Origin of the sequence: Olsenella sp. CU969 (assembly GCF_905219715.1) — a bacterium.
Lineage (GTDB): Bacteria > Actinomycetota > Coriobacteriia > Coriobacteriales > Atopobiaceae > Granulimonas > Granulimonas faecalis.
Window position 1 is genome coordinate 1 of the sequence record NZ_CAJMXC010000016.1, and the last position, 21,805, is coordinate 21,805.

General features: G+C 70.4%; 17 protein-coding genes and 1 pseudogene. All 18 read right to left on the reverse strand.

Annotated elements, in window-relative coordinates; translation table 11 throughout:
- Window positions 1–101: 101 nt before the first annotated feature.
- The 18 genes and pseudogenes from pgsA to JX283_RS03195 all read right to left on the reverse strand — a co-directional run bounded on the left by pgsA (window position 102) and on the right by JX283_RS03195 (window position 19,777).
- Window positions 102–701, reverse strand: a complete 600-nt coding sequence (gene pgsA / locus JX283_RS03115) for a CDP-diacylglycerol--glycerol-3-phosphate 3-phosphatidyltransferase (RefSeq protein WP_204829300.1) — start codon at window positions 699–701, stop codon at window positions 102–104.
- Window positions 698–2,059 (reverse strand): 30S ribosomal protein S12 methylthiotransferase RimO, encoded by a 1,362-nt coding sequence (gene rimO, locus JX283_RS03120; RefSeq protein ID WP_204829301.1) that lies wholly within the window; start codon window positions 2,057–2,059, stop codon window positions 698–700. Before rimO ends, pgsA begins: the two co-directional genes overlap by 4 nt.
- 13 nt (window positions 2,060–2,072) lie before the next feature.
- The gene (locus JX283_RS03125) at window positions 2,073–2,558 is read right to left on the reverse strand and encodes a YajQ family cyclic di-GMP-binding protein (protein ID WP_204829302.1); all 486 of its coding nucleotides are present in this window, start codon (window positions 2,556–2,558) and stop codon (window positions 2,073–2,075) included.
- Window positions 2,559–2,598: 40 nt separating this feature from the next.
- Window positions 2,599–4,239, reverse strand: a complete 1,641-nt coding sequence (locus JX283_RS03130) for a helix-turn-helix transcriptional regulator (protein WP_204829303.1) — start codon at window positions 4,237–4,239, stop codon at window positions 2,599–2,601.
- Between the two features lie 3 nt (window positions 4,240–4,242).
- Window positions 4,243–6,750 (reverse strand): DNA translocase FtsK, encoded by a 2,508-nt coding sequence (locus JX283_RS03135; RefSeq protein ID WP_370583401.1) that lies wholly within the window; start codon window positions 6,748–6,750, stop codon window positions 4,243–4,245.
- Window positions 6,751–6,862: 112 nt separating this feature from the next.
- Entirely contained in the window at window positions 6,863–8,527 is a 1,665-nt protein-coding gene (locus JX283_RS03140) for a ribonuclease J (RefSeq protein WP_204829305.1), read from the reverse strand.
- Between the two features lie 238 nt (window positions 8,528–8,765).
- Window positions 8,766–10,997 carry a polyribonucleotide nucleotidyltransferase gene (locus JX283_RS03145; protein WP_370583404.1) on the reverse strand — a complete coding sequence of 744 codons (2,232 nt, stop codon included), beginning with the start codon at window positions 10,995–10,997 and terminating at the stop codon, window positions 8,766–8,768.
- Between the two features lie 119 nt (window positions 10,998–11,116).
- A complete protein-coding gene (gene rpsO / locus JX283_RS03150; RefSeq protein ID WP_204829307.1) occupies window positions 11,117–11,395 on the reverse strand; it encodes a 30S ribosomal protein S15 in 279 nt (92 codons plus the stop codon).
- A gap of 154 nt (window positions 11,396–11,549) precedes the next feature.
- Complete coding sequence (gene recO, locus JX283_RS03155; RefSeq protein ID WP_204829308.1) at window positions 11,550–12,323, reverse strand: DNA repair protein RecO; 774 nt, start codon at window positions 12,321–12,323, stop codon at window positions 11,550–11,552.
- Between the two features lie 3 nt (window positions 12,324–12,326).
- Window positions 12,327–13,334 carry a GTPase Era gene (gene era / locus JX283_RS03160; protein WP_370583402.1) on the reverse strand — a complete coding sequence of 336 codons (1,008 nt, stop codon included), beginning with the start codon at window positions 13,332–13,334 and terminating at the stop codon, window positions 12,327–12,329.
- Window positions 13,274–13,759 (reverse strand): diacylglycerol kinase family protein, encoded by a 486-nt coding sequence (locus tag JX283_RS03165; RefSeq protein ID WP_204829309.1) that lies wholly within the window; start codon window positions 13,757–13,759, stop codon window positions 13,274–13,276. The genes era and JX283_RS03165 overlap by 61 nt, the downstream gene beginning before the upstream one ends.
- Window positions 13,756–14,262, reverse strand: a complete 507-nt coding sequence (gene ybeY, locus JX283_RS03170; protein WP_204829310.1) for an rRNA maturation RNase YbeY — start codon at window positions 14,260–14,262, stop codon at window positions 13,756–13,758. The genes JX283_RS03165 and ybeY overlap by 4 nt, the downstream gene beginning before the upstream one ends.
- 1 nt (window position 14,263) lies before the next feature.
- A complete protein-coding gene (locus JX283_RS03175) occupies window positions 14,264–15,211 on the reverse strand; it encodes a PhoH family protein (protein WP_204829311.1) in 948 nt (315 codons plus the stop codon).
- 49 nt (window positions 15,212–15,260) lie between these two features.
- Window positions 15,261–16,556, reverse strand: a complete 1,296-nt coding sequence (locus JX283_RS03180) for a MiaB/RimO family radical SAM methylthiotransferase (RefSeq protein WP_204829312.1) — start codon at window positions 16,554–16,556, stop codon at window positions 15,261–15,263.
- Window positions 16,557–16,559: 3 nt separating this feature from the next.
- On the reverse strand, window positions 16,560–17,846 hold the full coding sequence (locus JX283_RS03185; RefSeq protein WP_204829313.1) for a DnaJ C-terminal domain-containing protein: 1,287 nt from the start codon (window positions 17,844–17,846) through the stop codon (window positions 16,560–16,562).
- A gap of 77 nt (window positions 17,847–17,923) precedes the next feature.
- Window positions 17,924–18,823 carry a zinc finger domain-containing protein gene (locus JX283_RS03190; protein WP_370583403.1) on the reverse strand — a complete coding sequence of 300 codons (900 nt, stop codon included), beginning with the start codon at window positions 18,821–18,823 and terminating at the stop codon, window positions 17,924–17,926.
- A gap of 80 nt (window positions 18,824–18,903) precedes the next feature.
- A pseudogene (locus JX283_RS08800) lies at window positions 18,904–19,053 on the reverse strand (DnaJ domain-containing protein); the annotation flags it as partial.
- A 178-nt stretch (window positions 19,054–19,231) separates the two neighbouring features.
- Window positions 19,232–19,777 (reverse strand): glutathione peroxidase, encoded by a 546-nt coding sequence (locus JX283_RS03195; protein WP_204406724.1) that lies wholly within the window; start codon window positions 19,775–19,777, stop codon window positions 19,232–19,234.
- Between the last annotated feature and the right edge of the window lie 2,028 nt (window positions 19,778–21,805).

Sequence of the window (21,805 nt, forward strand, 5' to 3'; positions counted from 1 at the left end):
CCCCGCGAGGGCGCAGACCTCGTCCCATGTGGGGGCCTCCCCCGTCTGGAACCCGTCGGTGAGCGCGCGCTCCCATGTCAAGGCCATGGCGGCCCCCTCCCCTACGACAGGTACTTCCAGCATTTTGCCAGGTAGTCTGCGCCGGACCAGACGGTCAGCACCACGGCGGCGGCCATGGCGACCCACGAGAGCCCGTAGAGCCAGAGCGTGGGCGCCCATGCCTGGGGCAGGGCCATGGCCACGAGGTAGCCGCCCACGGCCCCCATGGTGGTGGCGGTCTTGGCCTTNCCGAGCCAGCTCNCGGCGACCACGACGCCCTTGGACGCGACGACCATGCGGAGACCCGACACGAGGAACTCGCGGGCGACCACAACCACGACGACCCAGATGGAGACGAGGCCCTGGGCCATGAGCACGAGGAGGCTCGACACCACCACGAGCTTGTCGGCGATGGGGTCGAGGAACTTGCCGAAGTCCGTGACCTCGTTGCGGGAGCGCGCNAGGTAGCCGTCGAGGGAGTCGGTGGACGCAATGGCGATGAAGAGGAGCGCCGTCAGCGCCCACGGCACCGACACGGCGTCGGGCAGCAGGGGCCCGGCGAGCTCGGCGGCCGCGAGCCAGGCGAAGATCGCCACCACCCTGACGACGGTCACGACGTTGGCGGCCGTGGCGATGCCCGGCGCTCCCCCCTCCCGGCTCACGCCGCGCCGCCCTCGAGGGGCTCTCCGACGAGCTCGTAGCAGAAGGAGTCGACGAGGCGCACGGGCACCACGTCGCCCACGGCGTACTCGCCGGAGGCGATGTGGACGGCGCCGTCGCAGTCGGGGGCCTGGAACCAGGCGTGGCCGACGAACTCGGCGTTGCCGTCGCCGTCGTCCTCGACGCCGTCGACGATGACGTCNACTGTCTCGCCCACGTGGGCCGCCGTGGCCGCGAAGCCGAGGTTCTCGGCGATGTCGATGAGGCGCTGGGTGCGCTCGAGCTTCACGTCGTCGGGCACCTGGTCGGGCCTGCGGCACGCCGCCGTGCCCTCCTCGGGCGAGTAGGCGAAGACCGACACGTAGTCGAACTCCTCCTCCTTGAGGAAGTCGCAGAGCAGCTCGAAGTCGTCCTCGGTCTCGCCGGGGAAGCCGGCCATGCCCGTGGTGCGCAGCACCATGTCGGGGATCTCCTCGCGCAGGCGGGCGAAGACCCCCGCCAACTGCTCGGCGTCGCCGGTGCGGTTCATGGCCGACAGTACGGCGCCGGACGCGTGCTGGATGGGGATGTCGATGTAGGGAAGGACAGCCGGGTTGNCGCGNATGGCCGCCACGAGCTCGGGGGTCATGCCCTCGGGCTGCAGGTAGAGCACGCGGACCCAGGCGCCGTGGGCCTCGGCCACGGGGGCCAGGAGGTTCAGGAGGTCGGCGAGGGTCCGGGGCTCCTCGAGGTCCGAGCCCCAGATGCCGGTGTCCTGGCCGATGAGCACGATCTCGCGGGCGCCGCCCTCGAGCTGGCCCTCGACCTCCTCGAGGATCTCGTCGGCCGGCCGCGAGGCGTAGCGGCCCCGGATGTAGGGGATGGCGCAGAACGAGCAGAAGCGGTCGCAGCCGTCCGAGATCTTGACGTAGGCGCTGGCCCCCTGGACCGTGCGGAGCGGGCCCGCGGCGTTGGGGGCGGCGGCGGGCACCCGGCCAAGCACGCGCTCCATGACGCCGGCGATGCCGTCCTCCTCGTCGGTGCGGACGAAGGCCGCCACCTCGGGCAGCTCGGAGGGGAGGTCGTCCCCGTAGCGCGAGGGGACGCAGCCGCACATCACGATGGGCAGCTCCCGGGCGCCGGCGGCGCGCTCCTCGGCGAGCTCGAGNGTGGTCTCGATGGACTCCGATGTGGCGCTNGCGAGGAACGAGCAGATGTTCACGAGNACGGCGTCGGCGTNGGCGACGCCGTCGGCCTCCCCGAAGCCGGCGCGTTCGAGGATCGAGCGCATGCGGTCGGTGTCGACCTCGTTCTTGGCGCATCCGAGGGTGACGAAGAGGACGCGCGGCGCGTCCCCGGCGGTCTCTAGGGTCTCATCCATGGGCACGGGCACCTCAGCGGTAGTTGGTGAACTGGAGGGGCACGTCGTAGTCGGCGGCCCTNACCTGCTGGAGCACGTCCTTGGAGGGACTGGTCACCCGGAGCTTGTCGTCCTCCACGGCCACCTTGCACTTGAGCTTCATGTCGCGGACGTCCTTGGAGATGCGCTTGGCGAGCTCGCGGTCGATGCCCGACACGATGTGCCCCACCACCCGCACGTTGCCGCCGCTCGCGGCCTGGGGCNCATCCCACTGGACGGCCTTGAGGTCCACGCCGCGCTTGTGGAGGCGCCCGTTGAGGACGTCGATGACCTGGCGCGCCACGAAGTCGGCCGGGGCGGTGACGGTCACGGTGCCGTCGGCCTTGGAGAGGTCGACGGTCGCGCCGGACGACTTGAGGTCGTAGCGCTGGGTGAGCTCGCGCGNGGTCTGCTGGTAGGCGTTGTCGACCTCTTGCATGTCGACCTGGGAGACGATGTCGAAGGAGGAGTCCTTGGCCATGGGTTCCCTTTCCGTACGGGGTGGACGGTGGTGTGCGGCGCTACTCGGCGGCGCCGGACGAGGAGGTTGAGGAGCGGCTCTGCCCCTGGTTCGAGGATGNGNCCGAGCCGTCGGCNGGGNCCGCGGAGCCGCTGTCGTNGGACGTGCCGGAGGTGTCGGAAGAGCCTGTGCCGGAGGACTTCGCGTCGGAGCCCGCGCCCTCCCCCGCGGCCTGGGCGTCGGTCGACGGCCCCTTGACCGTGGCCGTGCCGATGCCGGCGGCGGACGTGTCGAAGGAGACGGGCTGGCCGTTGGCGGTGACGGTGACCTGGGTGGGGTCGGCCGTGCGCACCTCGAGCTCGCCGTCGACGGTGAACTTCTGCTCCCAGGGGCCGGTCACGGTCTGGGCGACCTCGTTGCGGTCGCCGTTCTTGACCTCGACCCACACGGCGGCGCCCTCGGGCACGGAGACCTGGACCTCCACGGGCTCGTCCGCGTCGTCCTGCGTGGCGGCGGGCGTCGTGGACGCAGGCTGCGCCTGTCCGTCGCCGGACGTCGCGGAACCGTCGCCGGAGGAAGGGGCCGAGGTGTCCTGGGTCGCGGGCTGCGACGCGGCCATCTGGTCGCGGTTGCCGCCCTCGGGGGCGGGCGCCGTGCAGCTCCTCACGGAGAGGACGATGACGACGATGAGCAGCACGCCGAGGGCCACGAACACGGTGAGCATGGTCCTGCGCGGGTCGGAGAACCAGGCGTCGACCACCCCGAGGACGCCTGAGCGCGGCTGCCTGGAGGGGCGCTGGCTCGGCCGGTAGCGGTCGGTGGCCGACGGGCGCCTGCGCACGTTGGGGCGCTGGGGTGCCGGGGCCTGGGTGCGCGCGCTCTCCCTCACCTCGGCCGAGGAGGCCTGCCGGTAGGTGTTGGCCGCGAGCCCGTAGCGGAGGTCGTCGTCGTACATGGTGGACGNGACGTCGCGGGTCTGGATGTCTGTGGAGGCGTACCGCCGGGCGTCTTGGCGCGCCCGGGCGGAGCGGTTGCGCCCGGCGCGGGCCGACGCCGTGGTGGAGCGCCCGGCCGTCGTCCGATGCGGGCGGTCTGTGTGCGGGGCCCGGGCCGTGTAGGGGCGGCCCTGGGGGTAGTCTCGCTCGGGGGTGCTGCCGCCGACCGGAGGCAGCGAGCCGCCCTCGGCGCCGGGCGTCGCGTAGCCGTTCTGCCGCAGGTACCGCTCGGAGTAACCGGCGCTGCGGCCGTTCACCAGCGGCGAGCTGCCGCGGCGCTCCTCGGCGCTGTGGAGGTACGAGCTGCCCACGAGGGTGCCGGAGAGGATGGAGCCGGCCGGGCCCGCCGAGCCGTAGAGGTCGTGGTCCCGGGAGGGCGCCACGACCCCCTGGCGGCCCCGTCCGCGGGCAGGGTCGTCGTCGCGGTGCTGCCGGCGCGAGGGACCCGCTCCCTGCCCGTTCGCATAGGCGTGGAGGTCGTCCTGGAAGAGGTCGATGACCTCGCGGGGGTTGAGGCCGAGGTAGCGGGCGTAGCTNGACAGCATGCCCTGGGCGTAGCCGGAGCGCGGGATGCGCTCCCAGTCGCCNTCNNCGAAGGCCACGAGCACCTGCTCCTTGAGCCGGAGCACGCGGGAGGCCTGGGGGATGGTGAGGCCGAGCTGGCGGCGGCGGTTGGAGAGGAAGTCGCTGAATCTGGGCCGTGCCATGGCTTACACCTCCCGGTAGGTCGCGTCGGCGGCCATGAGCTCGTCCAGACCGCGCGGGTCGAGGAGCACGTCTCGGGGCTTGGACCCGTCCGGGGGCCCGACGACGCCCTTGTGCTCGAGCATGTCCATGATGCGGCCGGCCCTAGCGTAGCCCACCTTGANGCGGCGCTGGAGGCCGGAGGTCGATCCCAGCTGGGAATCCACGNCGATCTGGGCGGCCTCCCAGAGCAGCGGGTCGTCCTCGTCCTCATCGTCCTCGACACCGGAGGAGAGCGNNCTCGGCGCCACGGCGGTGANGATCTCGTCGTGGTAGTCGGGCTCGCCCTGGCTCGCGAGGAAGTCCACGACGTTCTCCACCTCGGCGTCGGAGACGTAACAGCCGAGCACGCGGCGGGGGGTGTTGCCGCCGGTCTTGAACAGCATGTCGCCGTTGCCGAGGAGCCGGTTGGCGCCGGGGCCGTCGAGGATGATGCGGGAGTCGTTCTTCTGGGCCACAGTGAGGGCCATGCGGCTCTCGATGTTGGCCTTGATGAGGCCCGTGACGACGTCGGCCGTGGGGCGCTGGGTGGCGAGCACGAGGTGGATGCCCGCGGCACGGGCCAGCTGGGCGATGCGCACGATGGAGGCCTCCACCTCCTTGCCGGAGACCATCATGAGGTCGGAGAGCTCGTCGACCACCACCACGAGGTAGGGCATGGACTCGGGCGGCACGCCGTCCTTGTCGAGCACGCCGGACTCAACCTTCTTGTTGTAGCCGCCGATGTTTCTCACCCCGGCCTTCTGGAAGACCTTGAGGCGCCGCTCCATCTCGGAGACGGCCCACTGCAGGGCGCTCGCCGCCTGCTTGGGCTCGGTGACCACCGGCACGTAGAGGTGCGGCAGGCCGTCATAGAAGGAGAACTCCACGCGCTTGGGGTCCACGAGGATGAGCCGGAGCTGCTCGGGCGTGGAGCGCATGAGCNTGGACATGATGAGCGTGTTGATCGCCACCGACTTGCCCGAGCCCGTGGTGCCGGCGATGAGCAGGTGGGGCATCTTGGCGAGGTCGGCCACCACGGGCTTGCCCTCGGAGTCGCGGCCCACGGCGAACTCGAGGGGGCCGCCCTTGGAAAAGGGCACGACGTCGCCGAGGTAGACGTTGCGGCGCTCGCGGTTGGGGATCTCGATGCCCAGGTGGCTGGAGCCCGGGATGACGAAGATGCGCACCGACTTGGCGGCGAGGGCCAGAGCGATGTCGTCCTCGAGGTTCATGATCTTGGAGACGCGCTCGCCCTCGCCCATGGCGATCTGGAACGTGGTGACGATGGGGCCGGCGACCCAGCCCACGACGCGGCTCGTGGAGCCGAANTCCACGAGCTTGGNCTGGNGGTGGTCGGCCGTCTCCTGGAGCTCCTCCTCCGAGCTGGCCGTGACGGCCGTGTCGCTGGAGGTGTCGAGCAGGGAGAGCGGCGGCAGCTCGAAGGTCTCGGAGCCCTCGCCGGGGCGGCTGGGGTTCTTGGGGGCGGCGACCATGGCGCCCTTGGCCACTCCCCCGCGGGGCGCGTCCTCGGTCCGCGGGGCCTCGGGGGCCTTCTCCGGTGTCGCGGCAGGGGTCCCGGCGCTCACAGCGGCGGCCGTGTCGTCTGCGGACGGTGCGTCCTCCCAGGGCAGCACGGTCGTGGGCGCGGCCTCCGGCGCGGAGGCGTCGTCCTTGGTGCGGCGGCGCCTGCGCTCGACCTTCCTCGTGGGCACGGGGAGCGGCGCCACGACGTCGTCTGCGGCNGCGGCCTCGGGCTCGAGGCCCTCCACCTCGTCGTGGTGCGCCGCGGGGCCCTGGTCCTCCAGGCGCGGGTGGCGCTTGGGGCGCTCCTCGCCGTCGCGACGGAGCACGGTGGTCTTGCGGGCGCCGATGAAGGTGGTCTCGTCGCCCTTCCCCTTGGAACGCGCGCCGCGCTTGGACGGCAGCACGGTGGTCGCCGCCGACGCCTCGGCGGCCCGGTCCTCCCGGGCGGCCACGCGCTCGCTCCTGCGCTCGGCCAGGTGCTCGTGGGCGCTGGAGGAGGCGTCGCGGATCTTGGCCACGAGCCCGGAGATGGAGAAGCCGCAGATCACGATGCCCGCGACGACCATGCCCACGAGCACGACCATGCCGATGGTCTGGCCCACGAGGGTGAGGAGCACCCAGGCGAGGGCGCCTCCCCAGTAGCCGCCGGCGTTGCAGGCGACCTCGGGGCGGAAGACCCAGGCGGCCTCCGCCTCGGCCGTGGCCGCCGGCACGTAGAGCAGCGAGAGCATGGCCAGCACCGACGTCACGATGAGCACGAGGCCCAGGGCCGCCCGCGCGGAGAGCGGGCCGTCGGAGGGCATGANGAACGTGATGGCGTAGAGGAGCAGCGCCACCGGCACGAGCATGGCCCCCGCGCCGAACCCGTAGGTGAGGAACGTGCGGCAGGCGTCCGCCACGACGGCGCTCGAGGGGCTCGCCAGGGCGATGGCCATGGCGACCGCCACGACCACGAGGGCGACGCCCACGATGTCGTGCCATGCGGAAGGGGCNACCACGNGCTGCTGGGCCGCTCCCCTCCCCCTCGTCTGGGGCGCCTTCTTCTTGGGTGCGTTTGTTCTGCGTTGGGAGGGCATCCGGCTAGACCTCCATCACGACCGGAATGATGAGCGGGCGGGTCTTGGTCTTGCTCCAGAGGTAGTTGGACAGGGCGTTGCGGACAGCCTTGCGGGTGGCGTCCACGTTGTTGCCGGCCTTCTCCGCGGAGCGGTCAACGGTGGAGCGCACCACGTCCTGGGCCCCGCCGAGGAGCTCGGAGTCGTCGGCGAAGGAGATGCCGCGGCCGGAGATATCGATCTCGAGGGCCTTGTGGGTGCGCGAGNCCACGGTCACCACGCAGGTGACGATGCCGTCGCAGGAGAGCTTCTGGCGGTCGCGGAGCACCACAGGGTCGGCGTCGGAGATGCGCATGCCGTCGACGTAGACCACGCCGGAGTCCACGGGGGTCCCCAGCCTGACCTTGTGGTTGCGCATCTCCAGGGTGTCGCCGTTGTCGATCACGAAGATGTGGTCGGGCAGGATGCCCATGTCCATGGCGAGCTTGGCGTGGGCCCGCAGGTGCACGGCCTCGCCGTGGACCGGGGCGAAGTAGCGGGGGTTCACCATGGCGAGCATGAGCTTGAGCTCCTCCTGGGAGCCGTGGCCCGAGACNTNCACCAGGGCGTNGCTCTTGTCGAAGATGGTGCAGCCCACCTTGGAGAGGGAGTTGATGATGGACTGGACCCCCTTCTCGTTGCCGGGGATGGGGGTGGCGCTGATGATCACCGTGTCCTTGTCGGTGATGGTGAGGGAGCGGTGCTCGCCGTTGGCCATGCGGGCCAGGGCCGAGAGGGGCTCGCCCTGGGAGCCGGTGNAGAGCACGACCACCTTCTCGTCGGGCAGGCCGTCGACGTCGAAGGCGTCGATGATGTCCTCCTCGGGGATGTCGAGGTAGCCGAGCTCCCGGGCGATCTTGGTGTTGGAGATCATGGAGCGGCCGGTGACGACCACCTTGCGGCCCACGGACACTGCGGCGTCGCAGACCTGCTGGAGGCGGTGGATGTGGCTGGAGAACGAGGCCACGAAGACGCGGCCCGGCGCGTTCTTGATGATGTGGCGCAGGCTCGCCCCCACCGTGGCTTCGGACCCGGTGAACCCGGGGCGGGTGGCGTTGGTGGAGTCGGAGAGCAGCAGGTCGACGCCCTCGGCGGCGAAGCGGTTGATGGCGCTGTAGTCGGGGCGCACGCCGTCGATGGGGGTCTGGTCGAGCTTGAAGTCGCCGGTGTGCAGCACCGTCCCCTGGGGCGTGCGGATGAAGACGCCCATGGCGCCGGGGATGGAGTGGGTCATGGAGAAGAAGTCGACCCCGAAGGCGCCCATGTCAACGTGCTGGCCGCTCTTGACCTCGATGAGCTGCTCGTTGGTGAGCCTGTGCTCGGCGAGTTTGCCCTCCACGAGGCCGAGGGTCATGCGGGAGGCGTAGATGGGCACCTTGCGGGTGAGGTCGCGCAGGACGTAGGGCAGCGACCCCGTGTGGTCCTCGTGGCCGTGGGTGATGAAGATGCCCCGGAGCTTGTGCTCGTTCTCCAGGACGTAGGTGTAGTCGGGCAGGACGAGGTCGATGCCGGGCTGGTCGTCGTCGGGGAACATCAGGCCGGCGTCGTCGAGGATCATGTCGTCCCCGTACTCGAACACGGTCATGTTCTTGCCGATGCCGTCGAGGCCGCCCAGGGGGATGATCTTGAGGGGCGGGTTCTTTTTTGCCATTGAGGGTGGGTGTCCTTTCGTCGGGGCGCCGTGGCGCCGCGTTCTCCAACTATGTGACGGGGTCTGGAACCCCGCTGCCTAACTGTGCATGACCGACCAGTGTACCCGAGCCATGTGTGCGCAACCTGAAGGGACCGCCCCAGAGGGCTTCAGGTTCCATCGATGGACGGTCATACGAGAAGAGGGCGCCGGCTCGGCGCCGGCGCCCTCGATGCGTCAGTTCCTGACCGTGCGGGGCCTAGTTCTCGTGGTGGCGGCGCAGCTTGCGGGCCGGTGCCTGCTCCTGGGCGTTGCCGTGGTCGCCGGGCTTGCGGGTGCGGGGCTTGGAGCCCTCGCGGCGGCGGTTGCCGGAGTGGCCCTTGGACTCCGACGCNGGGGCCTCGGGCTTGTCGAGGCGGTCGAGACTNACCTTGCCCTTCTCGTCGACCTCGATGACCTTGACCTTGACCTCGTCGCCCACGTTGAGGACGTCCTCGACCCTCTCCACGCGGCCCTTGGCCNCGCGGGAGATGTGGAGCAGGCCGTCCTTGCCCGGCAGGAGCTCCACGAAGGCGCCGAAGGGCTGGATGCCCACCACGCGGCCCACGTACTCCTCGCCCAGCTCGGGCACCTTGACGATGGCACGGATGCGCTCGGCGGCCTCCTCGCCGGCCCCGCCGACGCCCGCGATGAAGACGGTGCCGTCCTCCTGGATGTCGATGGTGGCGCCGGTGTCGTCCTGGATGCCGCGGATGACCTTGCCGCCGGAGCCGATGACGTCGCGGATCTTGTCCGTGGGGATGGTGAGGGAGATGATCTGGGGCGCCGTCTCCTTGGGCTGGGTGCGCGGCTCGGGGATGGCGTCGAGCATGGCGNCCAGGATGTAGGCGCGGCCCTCCTTGGCCTGGCGCAGGGCCTGGGCGAGGATCTCGGGCGTGAGGCCCGTGGCCTTGTTGTCCATCTGCATGGCGGTGATGCCGCGCTCGGTGCCGGTCACCTTGAAGTCCATGTCGCCGAGGAAGTCCTCGAGGCCCTGGATGTCGNAGANCACGACGGTCTTGCCGTTCTCCTGGATGAGGCCCATGGCGATGCCGGAGACGGGGCGCTTGAGCGGCACGCCGGCGTCCATGAGGGCGAGGGTGGAGCCGCAGGTGGACGCCATGGAGCTGGAGCCGTTGGACTCCATGACCTCGGAGACCACGCGGATGGTGTAGGGGAAGTCGTCCTCGTTGGGGATGACGGGGAGCAGGGCGCGCTCGGCCAGGTTGCCGTGGCCGATCTCGCGGCGCTTGGGGGCGCCCATGCGGCCGGTCTCGCCGGTGCAGAACGGCGGGAAGTTGTAGTGGTGGATGTAGCGCTTGCCGTCCACGGGCTCGATGGTGTCGAGGCGCTGCCACTCGTTGAGCATGCCGAGGGTGCAGACGGAGAGCACCTGGGTCTGGCCGCGCTGGAAGAGGCCGGAGCCGTGGACCAGGGGCAGGTAGTCGGGCTTCACCATGAGCGGGCGGATCTCGGTGGCGGTGCGGCCGTCGACGCGCTCGCCGGTCTCGACGACCATCTCGCGCATGGCGTGCTTCTCGAGGCCCTTGAGCTCGACGTTGATGGCGCGGTGCCAGGCGTNGCGCTCCTCCTCGGTGAACTCGCCCTTGACGAGCTCCTTGAGGGCGGCCACCTTGGCCATGCGGGACTGCTTGTCGGCGTCCTTGAGGGCGGCCTCCATCTCGCCGTAGTGGGCGAAGACGCGGTCGTGGACCTCGGTGTTGGGCTCGTCGAGCTCGTAGCTCCTAGGCTCGATGGGGCCGTTGGCCTCGACCCAGGCGTCGATGAAGGCCTGCTGCTCGGCGCAGAACGCGGCGATGGCCTCCTGGCCGAACGCCATGGCGTCGAGCATGTCCTCCTCGGAGACCTCGTCGCCGGAGGCCTCGAGCATGGAGATGAAGGTGGAGGTGCCGGCGAGCTCGAGGTCGAGGTCGGAGACGTCGCGCTCCTCGTAGGTGGGGTTCACGATGTACTCGCCGGTCTCGGGGTCGCGGCCGATGCGCACACAGGCGAGCGGGCCCTCGAAGGGCACGCCGCCAACGGTGAGGGCGGCGCTGGCGGCCATGACGCAGACGGTGTCGACGGGGTCCTCCTGGTCGGCCACGAGGGGCATGGCCACGACCTGGACCTCGTTGCGGAAGCCGTCGGGGAAGCTTGGGCGCAGGGGGCGGTCGATCATGCGCGCCGTGAGGGTGGCCTTCTCGGAGGGGCGGGCCTCACGCTTGAGGTAGCCGCCGGGGATGCGGCCCACGGCGTACATCTTCTCGATGAAGTCGACGGTAAGGGGGAAGAAGTCGAAGTCCTTGCGCTCCTTGGAGACCACGGCGGTCACCAGGACCTCCGAGTCGCCCTGCCTCACGACGCAGGCGCCGGTGGCCTGCTTGGCGAGCTCGCCCGACTCGAGGGCGTAGTGCTTGCCGAACAGGTCGAACTCGTNGGTTACTTNGGTNATGTGNTGCCTCTCACTCCCCGCCTGCCCCATGCAGGCGGCTCCTCGACGGGCGTACGGCCNGCTCGCGCCCGTGGGCGCATATGAAAGGAGCGCCNGCAGGCGCTCCTCCGGTCACGCTGTTACTGGATGTTGTCGCGGATGCCCAGCTTGGCGATCAGCTGGCGGTAGTTCTCGATGTCCTTGGCCTTGATGTAGGACAGGAGGCGGCGGCGCTNGCCGACGAGCATCAGGAGGCCGCGACGGGTGTGGAAGTCCTTCTTGTGGGTCTTCATGTGCTCGGTGAGCTCGNGGATNCGGTCGGTCNGGATGGCGNNCNGGACCTCNGGGGAGCCGGAGTCGGTGTCGTTCTTGCCGAACTCGCGGACGAGCTCCGCCTTGNGCTCCTTGGAGATGGTCATGTTCTTCACCTTTCTTTCTCATTCGCCCCGAACCGGGCGCGCCGTCGGTGTCTCGATGCGGCTAGGTACGGGGTACGGACCCGTGGATGATACCACGGGCGGTTCGGGGCGGGCCGTGGCGGTCATGTCCCCACAGTCCCTGCACGCCGCCCGGTCAGAGCCCGAGGAGGAACTCGAAGGCCCGGAGCCTCGCGTCGAGCTGCGTGGCGGCCCAGAGGTGGGCNTGCTCGAGCAGCCAGTCCGACGTCGTCCGGTCCACGGGTGCGCGGAGCAGCTCGTCGAACGTGAGGCCCACGAGCGAGCCCACCCACGCCGCCCCCGTGGAGCCGCCGAAGGCGGCGCCGGCCACGCCGCGGGCGCACGACTCGCAGAGGGCGCCGCCCGCGGCGGCCGAGAACCACGTGGGAGAGGGGTCGCCGCACTCCACGCAGGCCTCCGTGGCGGGGCGCCAGCCCTGGTGGGACGTCACCTTGAAGGTGTAGGCGGCCACCACGAGCCCGGTGCGNGGGCCGAGCCCGTCCCGGGGGCCGTCGGCCTCCAAGGCCTCCCCCACCGCCCGGAGCGTGCGACGCAGGAGGGCGTAGAGGAACGGGTCGCCGGCGTCCTCGAAGCTCGTGTGGCGGGCCACCTCGCAGACGGCCGAGGCCGCCTCGACGCCATCGGGCGAGGCCGTCACGGCCGTGTGGGGGTCCTTGAGCGTGGCCTCGGCCACGACGTCGAGGGAGCGCCCCCGCGCCATGAGGAACCGGGTCTCGCTGAAGAGCTGCACCCGGCCCGCGNGCCTCCCCTGGGGCTTCCGGGCGNCCTTGGCCACGGCGCGGCGCTGCTGGCCGTCGTCGCAGAGGAGCGTGAGGGCGAGGTCGGACTCCCCCATCCTGATGCGCTGGAGGACGACGGCCTCCACGGGGTAGGTGCGTGCCCTGGCCATGGCCTACTGCTCGGCGCTGTAGCCGAACCGCTTGATGGCCGCGTCGTCGCGGCGCCACTGGCTCTTGACCCTCACCTGGAGGTCGAGGAAGACCTTGCGGTGGAACAGACCCTCGAGCTCAAGTCGAGCCTGAGTCCCGATGCGCCGGATCATGGAGCCGCCCTTGCCCACGAGGATGCCCTTCTGGCTGTCGCGCTCCACGAAGATCGTGGCGCGCACGCTCGCCAGGCCGCCGTCTCGCCACTCGATGCCGTCGCAGAGCACGCCCACGGAGTGGGGCACCTCGTCGCGGCAGTTGAGCAGCACCTTCTCGCGGATGAACTCGGCGGCGAGCTCCTCGTCGGAGGCGTCGACGGGCATGTCGAGGGGGAACCACCGCGGGCCGCAGGGCAGGTGGTCGGTCACGGCCGCGATGAAGGAGTCGACGTTGAAGTCCTCGGTGGACGAGACGACGATGGACTCGTCGAAGCGCGCCATCGCGTTGCCGGCCTCGAGCTGGGCCTGGACCTGCTCGGGGGTGGCGATGTCGGCCTTGGTGACCACGAGCAGGCGCACGGCGCGGCTCTCGTCCACGTGCTTGGCCACCCAGGCGTCGCCGNTGCCGGCCGGCTTGGTGGCGTCCAGCAGCANNGCCACGACGTCCACGTCGGCGAGCTCGGCCAGGGCGGCGCGGTTGAGCTCGCGGCCGAGGGTGTCCTTGGGCTTGTGCAGGCCCGGGGTGTCCACGATCACGATCTGGGCGTCGGGCCGGTTGATGACGGCGCGCATGCGCTTGCGGGTGGTCTGGGCCACGGGGCTCGTGATGGCCACGTGGCCGCCCATGCAGGCGTTGAGGAGTGTCGACTTGCCGGCGTTGGGGCGGCCCACGAGGGCCACGAACCCGCTGCGGAAGTCGTCGGGCACGTCGCCGGGGGCGGACACGGGGGCCACGGCGGCGCCCTGNTCCCCCATCATGGCAAGCTCCTCCTCGTCGAGGTCGAGGCCGTCGTGCTGGTTCTCGGTGTCTTCCATGGATCTCCTTCTCGGGTCGGGCCCTCGGGCCTCGCCCGACGNCAGCCGNACNTGCGCAGCGCCGCCNNCACGAAGATGACGATACCCATGAGCGCGATCATGACGCTCAGCGTGTAGACGGCCGCGGCGGCGATGTCCTTGGCGCGGCCCGCGAGGGTGTTGTACTCGGGCGAGACGAGGTCGACGAGCGTCTCGATGGACGTGTTGAGCAACTCGGCCGAGAGCACGACGCCGCACCCGATGAGCAGGCAGGCCCACTCGGTGGCCGTGCAGCCGAGGAACAGGCCCATGGCGACGCAGAACACCAGGCCGCCGACCATGATCTTGATGTTGCGCTCCGTCGTGAAGGCGAAGCAGAAGCCCTGGATGGCGAAGGCGAAGCTCTTGAAGAGCGACGGGTGGTCCTTGTCGGAGCCGGGGATCATGGCTGCTCCTCCCCCCTGTGGCGCGTGGTGGCCACGGGGGCCATGGGCCGCCCGCAGGCCTGGGCGAGGAGCGCGTCCTCCAGGCCCTCCATGACCCGGGCCTCGTCGTCCTCCAGGTGGTCGTACCCCAAAAGGTGGAGGAGGCCGTGGATGGCCAGCAGGCGGGTCTCGTCGGCGGCCGCGGTGCCGAACCGCTCGGCCTGGGCGGCGATGTAAGCGGGGTCGAGGACGATGTCGCCGANCTCGCAGGGCTCGCCGGAGTCGAGGGATGGGTCGTNGGGGCGCTCGCACTCCAGGGAGATGACGTCGGTGGGGGCGTCGATGCCCCTCCACTCCGCGTTGAGGGCGCGCATCCCCTCGTCGTCGGCCACCGACACGCTCACNACGCAGGGGCGCCCCACCCCCTCGTGGGCGAGCACGAGGTCGAAGACGCGGGAGAGCTCCCGGGCGTCCACGGCGAGTCCCTTGAGCCCCTCGGGGGCCAGTGCGAGCTCGACGGCCATGTCATCTCCCCTCCGCGGCCGCGTAGGCGTCCACGATGCGGCCGACGAGCGTGTGGCGGACGATGTCTGTGCGGTCGAGGTCGCAGAACGCGATGTCCTCGACGCCCTCGAGCACCCGCCGGGCGGAGTCGAGGCCGCCGGTGCCGGCGATGTCGCGCTGGGTGGTGTCGCCGGTGACGACGAACGTGGACCTGAACCCCAGGCGGGTGAGGAACATCTTCATCTGCTCGGGGGTGGTGTTCTGGGCCTCGTCGAGGATGACGAAGGCGTCGTTGAGGGTGCGCCCGCGCATGAANGCCAGGGGTGCGATCTCGATCACGCCCTGCTCGACCATGGTGGCGGCCTTTTCGGCNTCCACCATGTCGAAGAGCGCGTCGTAGAGGGGCCGCACGTAGGGGTCGAGCTTCTCCTCGAGGGTGCCCGGGAGAAAGCCGAGGGACTCGCCGGCCTCCACCACGGGGCGCGTGAGCACGACGCGGCCCACGTCGCGCCGCTTGAGGGCCGCCACCGCCATGGCCATGGCGAGGTAGGTCTTGCCGGTGCCGGCGGGGCCCAGGGCGAACGTGACCGTGTGGGTGCGGATGGCGTCAATGTAGGCGGCCTGGCCGACCGTCTTGGGCCGGATGGGGCGGCCCCGGTGGGTGACGAGGATGTCGTCGAAGGGCGCGGCCTGCGGGGCGTTGCCCGCGGCGGCCTGGGAGAGCAGGAGGTCGACGTCGGCCTCCGTGGGCGTGCCGCCGGCCTCCACCTCGCGGATGAGGGCCGAGAAGACCTGCACGAGCGCGTTTGCCTCCTCGGCGGACCCGATGACGGCCACGGTGTTGCCCCGGACTGAGACGGCGGCGTCGGTGGCGGCCTCGATGCGGCGCAGGAGCGAGTCGGCGGGCCCCATGACCCTCGTGATGTCGAGGGAGTCTGGGACGGTCAGGCGGACTTGGGTGGGCTCCATGCTCCTCCAAACGGGTGGGACCGGTCGGGTTGGCTGGCCCCATGGTAGTTCAAACGGATGGCGCGGCTCCGCGGGACGCGGCCCGGGCGTCGAGGCGCCCGTCGGCGGCGAGCCCGTGCGGGACGACGTCGGCGAACGCCCCCATGGGCAGCGCGGGGTCCACGAGCACCTCCACGAGCTGCCCCGAGACCGCGCGGCCCGGCCGCTCCACGAAGACGCGCACGGGTGCGCCCACGAACGAGGAGGCGAACGCGCGGCGGGATTCGGCCGCCATGGCCCTCATGGCGCGGGAGCGCCCGGTCGACACCCGCGGGTCCACCTGGCCCGGCGCCGCCGCGGCCCAGGTGCCGGGGCGCTTGGAGTAGCGGAACACGTGCATGTTGGCGTAGCCGATCGAGCGGCAGAACGCGAGGCTCTCGTCGAACTCGGCGTCGGTCTCGCCGGGAAAGCCCACGATGAGGTCGGTGGCGANCGCGACGCCGGGCACGCGGTCCCGTGCGAGGTCGGCCACCTGGCGGTACCCGTCGATCGTGTAGAGGCGGCNCATGCGCGCGAGGGTGGCGTCGCACCCGGACTGCAGGGGCAGGTGCAGGAACGGGGCCACGCGGCCGTCGGACCCGGCCATGAGGCGGAGGAGCGCCTCCCCCACCCCCCCCGGCTCCACGGAGCTCAGGCGCACGCGGCCGATGTCGGTGCGCTCCAGGAGCGCGTCGAGCAGGCCCGCGAGCCCGCCGGGNCAGCCGTCGTAGCGGCCGAGGTTGATGCCTGTGAGCACGACCTCGCCTGCGCCGTCGGCCACCGCGCGGCGCACCGCCGACACGGCGTCCTCGAGGGGCAGGGAGCGTGCGGGCCCCCGGGCCTTCCACACGATGCAGTAGGTGCAGCGGTTGTCGCAGCCGTCCTGGACCTTGATCCCCGGCCGCATGCGGCCCGTGGGCGTCACCGAGCCGCCGGCGTCGGAGCGCTCGGCCGCGGGCTCGGGCGCCATGCCGGCGTCGGCGAGGGCGGCGGCCACGACGCCGGGCNCGCGNTCCTTGAGCAGCTCCACGCGCACGTTGCCGCCCAGGGCGTCGAGCTCGTCGGCGAAGAGGCTCGCCACGCAGCCCGTGGCCACCACGGCGGAGACGCCCGGCAGCCCGGCGGCGTGGCGGACGGCCTTGCGGGCCTTGGCCTCGGCCTCGCCGGTCACGGCGCAGGTGTTGACCACCACGGCGTCGGCCTCCTCCTGGGGGGCGACGACGCAGCCCATGGCCTCGAGCTCCGCCGCCATGGCGTCGAGCTCCACGCGGTTGACCCGGCAGCCCAGGTTGACGAGCGCCACCCGTGGCGCACGACCCGACACCACGGCCTAGCGCTTCTTCTTGCGGNGGNGCNCCGAGAAGGGCCCGCGCTTGTACTTGGGCGCCTGCTTCTTGGGCTTCGGCGCCGCCTTGCGGCCATCCCCGCCCCGGTCGTCGCCGCTCTGAGCGCCGGGNACCTCCACGTCGCGCCGGTTCTGCTCGTAGAGCTCGTCGAGCACCTCCCCCTCGGNGGGGCCCTTCGTGGAGAGGCGGCAACCGCGGCCGAGGGCGATGGCCTCGAGGCGCTCCACCTCGTCGTCGCCGAGGTCCTGGGNCACCACGACGTCCACCACGCACACGAGGTCGCCTCGGCGCTCGGGGGTGCGCAGGCGAGGCATGCCGCGGCCGGCGACGACGAGGCGGGCGCCGGGCTGCGNGCCCGCGGGCACGTCGACCTCGACCTCCTCGCCCTCGAGGATACCGTCCACGGTCACCGTGGCGCCGAGCATGGCCNCGAAGGCNTCCACGGAGAGCGGGCAGAACAGGTCGTCGCCCTGGCGCACGAGGCGGTCGCCCTGGGCGACGTCGACGCGCACCACGAGGTCGCCCGCCGCGTCGCCGCGGACGCCCGCCTCGCCGGCACCCTCCACGACCAGCTGGGCGCCCGTGTCCACGCCGGCCGGGATGGAGATCCTGACCTTCTCGCGGGAGGGGGTGCGGCCCTGGCCGTCANANGTCTCNCAGGGGNGCTCGATGACCTGTCCCGTGCCGTGGCACTCGGGGCAGGTGGTCTGGGTCTGCATGCGGCCGAGGATGGTGTGCTGCCAGCCCACCACGTAGCCGGTGCCGCCGCACTCGGGGCAGGTGACCGGGGGCTCGCCGTCGGTGGAGCCGGTGCCGCCGCAGTCCTCGCAGGGGGCCAGGCGGTCGTAGGTGANGGTGCNCTCGAAGCCCGAGGCGGCCTGCTCGAGGGTGATGGTGAGCGTCACGGACATGTCGCGGCCGCGGGTGCGGGGCCGCCCGGCGCCGGAGGCGCGCCCCCCGAAGAAGTCGGAGAAGAGGTCGGCCATGTCGAAGCCGCCGCCGAAGAAGTCGTCCATGCCGCCCATGCCGCCGAAGCCCGATGGGCCGTTGGGGTCGCCGTAGCGGTCGTAGTTGGCGCGCTTGGTCTCGTCGGAGAGCACCGAGTAGGCCTCGTTGACCTCCTTGAAGCGCTCCTCGGCGTCGGGCTCGTCGGAGACGTCGGGGTGCAGGGTGCGGGCCTTCTTGAGGAAGGCTCGCTTGATGGTCTTGGCGTCGGCGTCGCGCCCGACGCCGAGCACCTCGTAGTAATCGCGATGTTGAACTTCAGCCACGGACGTGCAGGCCCCTTTCCCGCCCCTCGCTCACAGGAGGCGCCGTACCCTGGGGCGGTGGCACGGCACCTGAGGCATTAGTAGATCCAGCCCCGCGGCCCCACGCGGCCCATGGACTGCGAGCAGCTCATGAGCAGCGTCAGGAACAGGGCGATGAAGAAGCCGTTGGAGAGGCCGGCGAGCACCTGGGTGCCGGCGTTTCTCCACCAGACGCCGTTGTGCNTTGNCAGGCCGCCGCGGACGACCATGAAGAGGCCGATNACCAGCGGCACGACNATGATGAAGGCGATGGAGGGGAGCACGTTGAAGAACGCGCCCATGGCGATGAACGGCAGAACGAAACCGACGAGCTGGAAGCCGAGGGCGGCCTCGGGAGCCAGGCGCTCCGNAGGCACGCCCANGCGCACCACGAGGTCGCCGGTCTCGCCGCCGTTGGTGCCGGCGTTGCCCATGCCGGGCACGCGCACGGTGTCGCCGTCGTGGGATCCGGCCGGGATGTCCACCACGACCTCGGAGGCCGAGAGGACGCGGCCGGAGCCGCCGCAGGCGNGGCAGGGGTCCGCCACCACGCGGCCGGTGCCCTCGCACTCTGGGCACTGCACCTGCATGGCGCCGAAGCCCATGCCGCCGAAGATGGANGAGAGGTCGACGTCGATGGTGCCGGTGCCGCCGCAGGTGGGGCACACCTTGGCGTGCTCGGCCTCCTCCGATCCCGACCCGTGGCAGACCTCGCAGGTGACGTAGCGCTGGTAGGTGATGCCGCGGCGGCTGCCGGCNGCGGCCGTCTTGGCNTCGAGGNCCATCTGGTAGACGACGTCGGCGCCCCCTTGGGGGTTGTAGGCGGGGGTGCGGCGGCGCGTCTGGGTGCCGAAGCCCCCGAAGCCGGCGCCGAAGGGGAACCCGCCGAAGCCGCCGGAGTAGCCGCCGCCGAAGGGCGACTGGGNCGCGCCGGAAGACNGGGAGCCCGCGAAGGGCACGCCCGAGCGCATGGCGTCGTAGCGCGGCGCTTGGTGTCNTNGGAGAGCACCGCGTAGGCCTCGGAGACCTCCTTGAAGCGCTCCTCGGCGTCGGGCTCCTTGTTGACGTCGGGGTGGAGCGTGCGGGCCTNCNTTTGGAAGGCGCGGCGGATCTCCTCCGTGGTGGCGTCCTGGGAGACGCCGAGGACCTCGTAGTAGTTCTTGTCGGTCATGGCAGACATGGGCTGCATGGCTCCTGTCGTTAGGTGGCGCCCGCGGCCCTTGCCGCGGCACAAANGTTCGCAAACTCACATCTTAGCGCGAANGACGCAGGTTTCCCAACAACCACGGGGTATGCGCAAACGTGAAGCGCCCGCGCCCCTGGGTCGGGGTGCGNGCGCCGCGGGTGNTCCAGGCTGGCGCGCCGGCCTACAGGACGTCCTTGACGGCGTCCTCGACCAGGGCCATGTCCACCGTGGGCTCGAAGCGCGCGACCACGGTGCCGTCGCGGTCGATGAGGAACTTGGTGAAGTTCCACTTGATGTCGTCGTTGGAGGCGTAGTCGGGGTCCACGTTCTCCTTGAGGTAGCCGTCCATGAACTCGGCCTTCTCGCCGGTGAAGCCGGTGAAGCCCCGGGCCTCCTTGAGGAAGGCGTAGAGGGGCAGCTGGCCGTCGCCGTTGACCTCGGACTTCCTGTACTGCTGGTACGGGGTGCCGAAGGTCATGGTGCAGAACTCGTGGATCTCGTCGTCGGTGCCGGGGGCCTGGTGGCCGAACTGGTCGCAGGGGATGTCGACGATCTCGAGGCCCTGGTCGTGGTAGGCGTCGTAGAGGTTCTTGAGGTCCTCGTACTGCGGGGTGAAGCCGCAGCCGGTGGCCGAGTTGACGATGAGCATGGGGCGGCCGCGGAACTCGGAGAGGCTGACCTCGGTGTCGTCGGGCTTCTCAAGGGTGAAATCGTAGATGGTGGCCATGGTTGCTCCTTTTGCAGGGGTTTGTTGCCGAGGGGATTCCTACCCATCAGATNGGGATTCAGCCGTGGGACCGCGGCGGCGTGGTGCCGGTGTGTGGGCGACGGCCGCACGGCGAATGGCCNTGAATGCGCGACCATGCTGCGAAGCCGCCCCGATGCGCGATGCTGCGCCGCGAAGGGGCTCCAGTGCGCGATACGGTGCAGCGAAAGGCGGCGAGTGCGCGGCTCTTCCGCGAAGCCGCCCCGATGCGCGGTTGATTGGCCCCCAAAGGCCACCGATGCGCGAAAACGGCCCGAAATCGCGCATCGGCAGCCCTTCACTGCAGATTTGCCGCGCATTGGAGGGCATTCGCCGAAGCCGCGCACTGGGGGACTTTGGCCGAATCGGCCGAGCGGGGCCGATGAGGGCGCCCCCCCCCACCGCTCCGTGAGGCTTTGCTGCCAACCATGTATGCCACCATCCGTCAGCGCTATCGGTAGAGCNCTNGATAGATTCGTGGGCACCGGTTTCGACAGGGGGAGGTAGGGACGGATGCTCTTGGATCCTTGGTCGTCTATGCGAGAGAACGTTCTGCTTCCAGAGGACTGGGAATCGCCCGACTCCATGAGTAAGCGCGGCTTCTGGCTCGACATCATCGCCCGGTCGCTGGGGGCGCTTCCGTTTGCCTACGAGCTGCAACGCACGATCGGCCCCTACTCGGACCGACTGGTTTTCGAGTGTGCGACCGAGAGCCACGCGAGAAGNTTCTGCCAAGAGGTGAACGGCTCTACCCGTAATCCGCTGCACGCCGGCCTGTGGGCAAACTGCGCCTCTCCCCATTCCGACAACGGAAGGGTGCAGGTCACGGTGGATGTGTTCCCGACGGCGGTCACCAGGCTCCAGCCCGAGGTCCTGGAGACGTTCGCGCGTCATTGGCATACGAAATGNCTGGAGCTCGCTGCCGACGTGGTCGTCAATCGCAGCGGCGGTTCTCGAGCCTTGCTCCGAGCTGACAGCACCCCCTGCGTCTGCGGCGTCGACATGCTGACGGGCCGCCCCGTCTCGGTCTGCTTCGAGGCCCGGGTCGACGCCCCTGTCGTCTTCGTAAAAGGGCCGCGTCACGAGGCCGACGGAATCCTCGACACGATACTGCACGGCCTCGCCCTCGGCTCCCTCCCCCGGACGGTGCGCCTCGTGATGGGGTCCTGTGAGTACGACGACCTGTCACGTTTCCGCGGGCTTCCCCAGAAGGTCGATATAGTCGAGCCCTGGGAGGCGGTCGAGATGGCCGCCCTCGAGCTCGACAGACGCAAGCGAAAGCTCGAGGCCTTCCATCTCGATTACGCATCGTTCAACGNCCTGGACGAAAACGACGAGATGAGACCACTCATCGAGGNGATTCACGACCTCTTTGTCCTCGTTCTCAGGGACATCGACCGGCTGACGAGAGACGCCGGGCCGCGCCAGCTCGAGGATCTATACCGGATCACGGAGTTCGGGCCGCAGTACGGGGCGCAGACGGCGATGTGGGGCTCGACGCGTTGCAAGGCGCTGCATCGAGACAGCNACCTCGTCTTCTGCCTCGANAGATGCGGGCGTCCGCCGCGCGAGTTCGGCCTTCTCGTCGACGGGTTGTTCACCTGNTCTCAAGAGACTTCACGCGGGGATGACAGACGCCTTTGCGCCGCCTTTCAACCAATAAACGAGAGAACCTTCAGATCGATCGTGGCGCGTTTTACGTAAGGGCGCCTGAACGGTCGTCTGAAGCCACCCGTAATGCCATACGCCGCATAAGTTGGAGGTTCACCGTGCCCGAGAATCCCTGGTACATGATGNGGAAGAACCCGCTGCTCCCNGATGACTGGGGTGACCGGGAAGGAATGATACGGAGGCGCGAGCGGCTGAACCTGGTAGCCTGGGCCATCAACACGCTCCCCTACGCCTTCGAAGTGAGCCGGACGGTCGGACCCTATGTAGACAGGCTTGTCTACGAGGTGCGGTCTAGAGGCGATGCCGACATGTTTTGCAGTGCGGTCACCAGCATGTCGA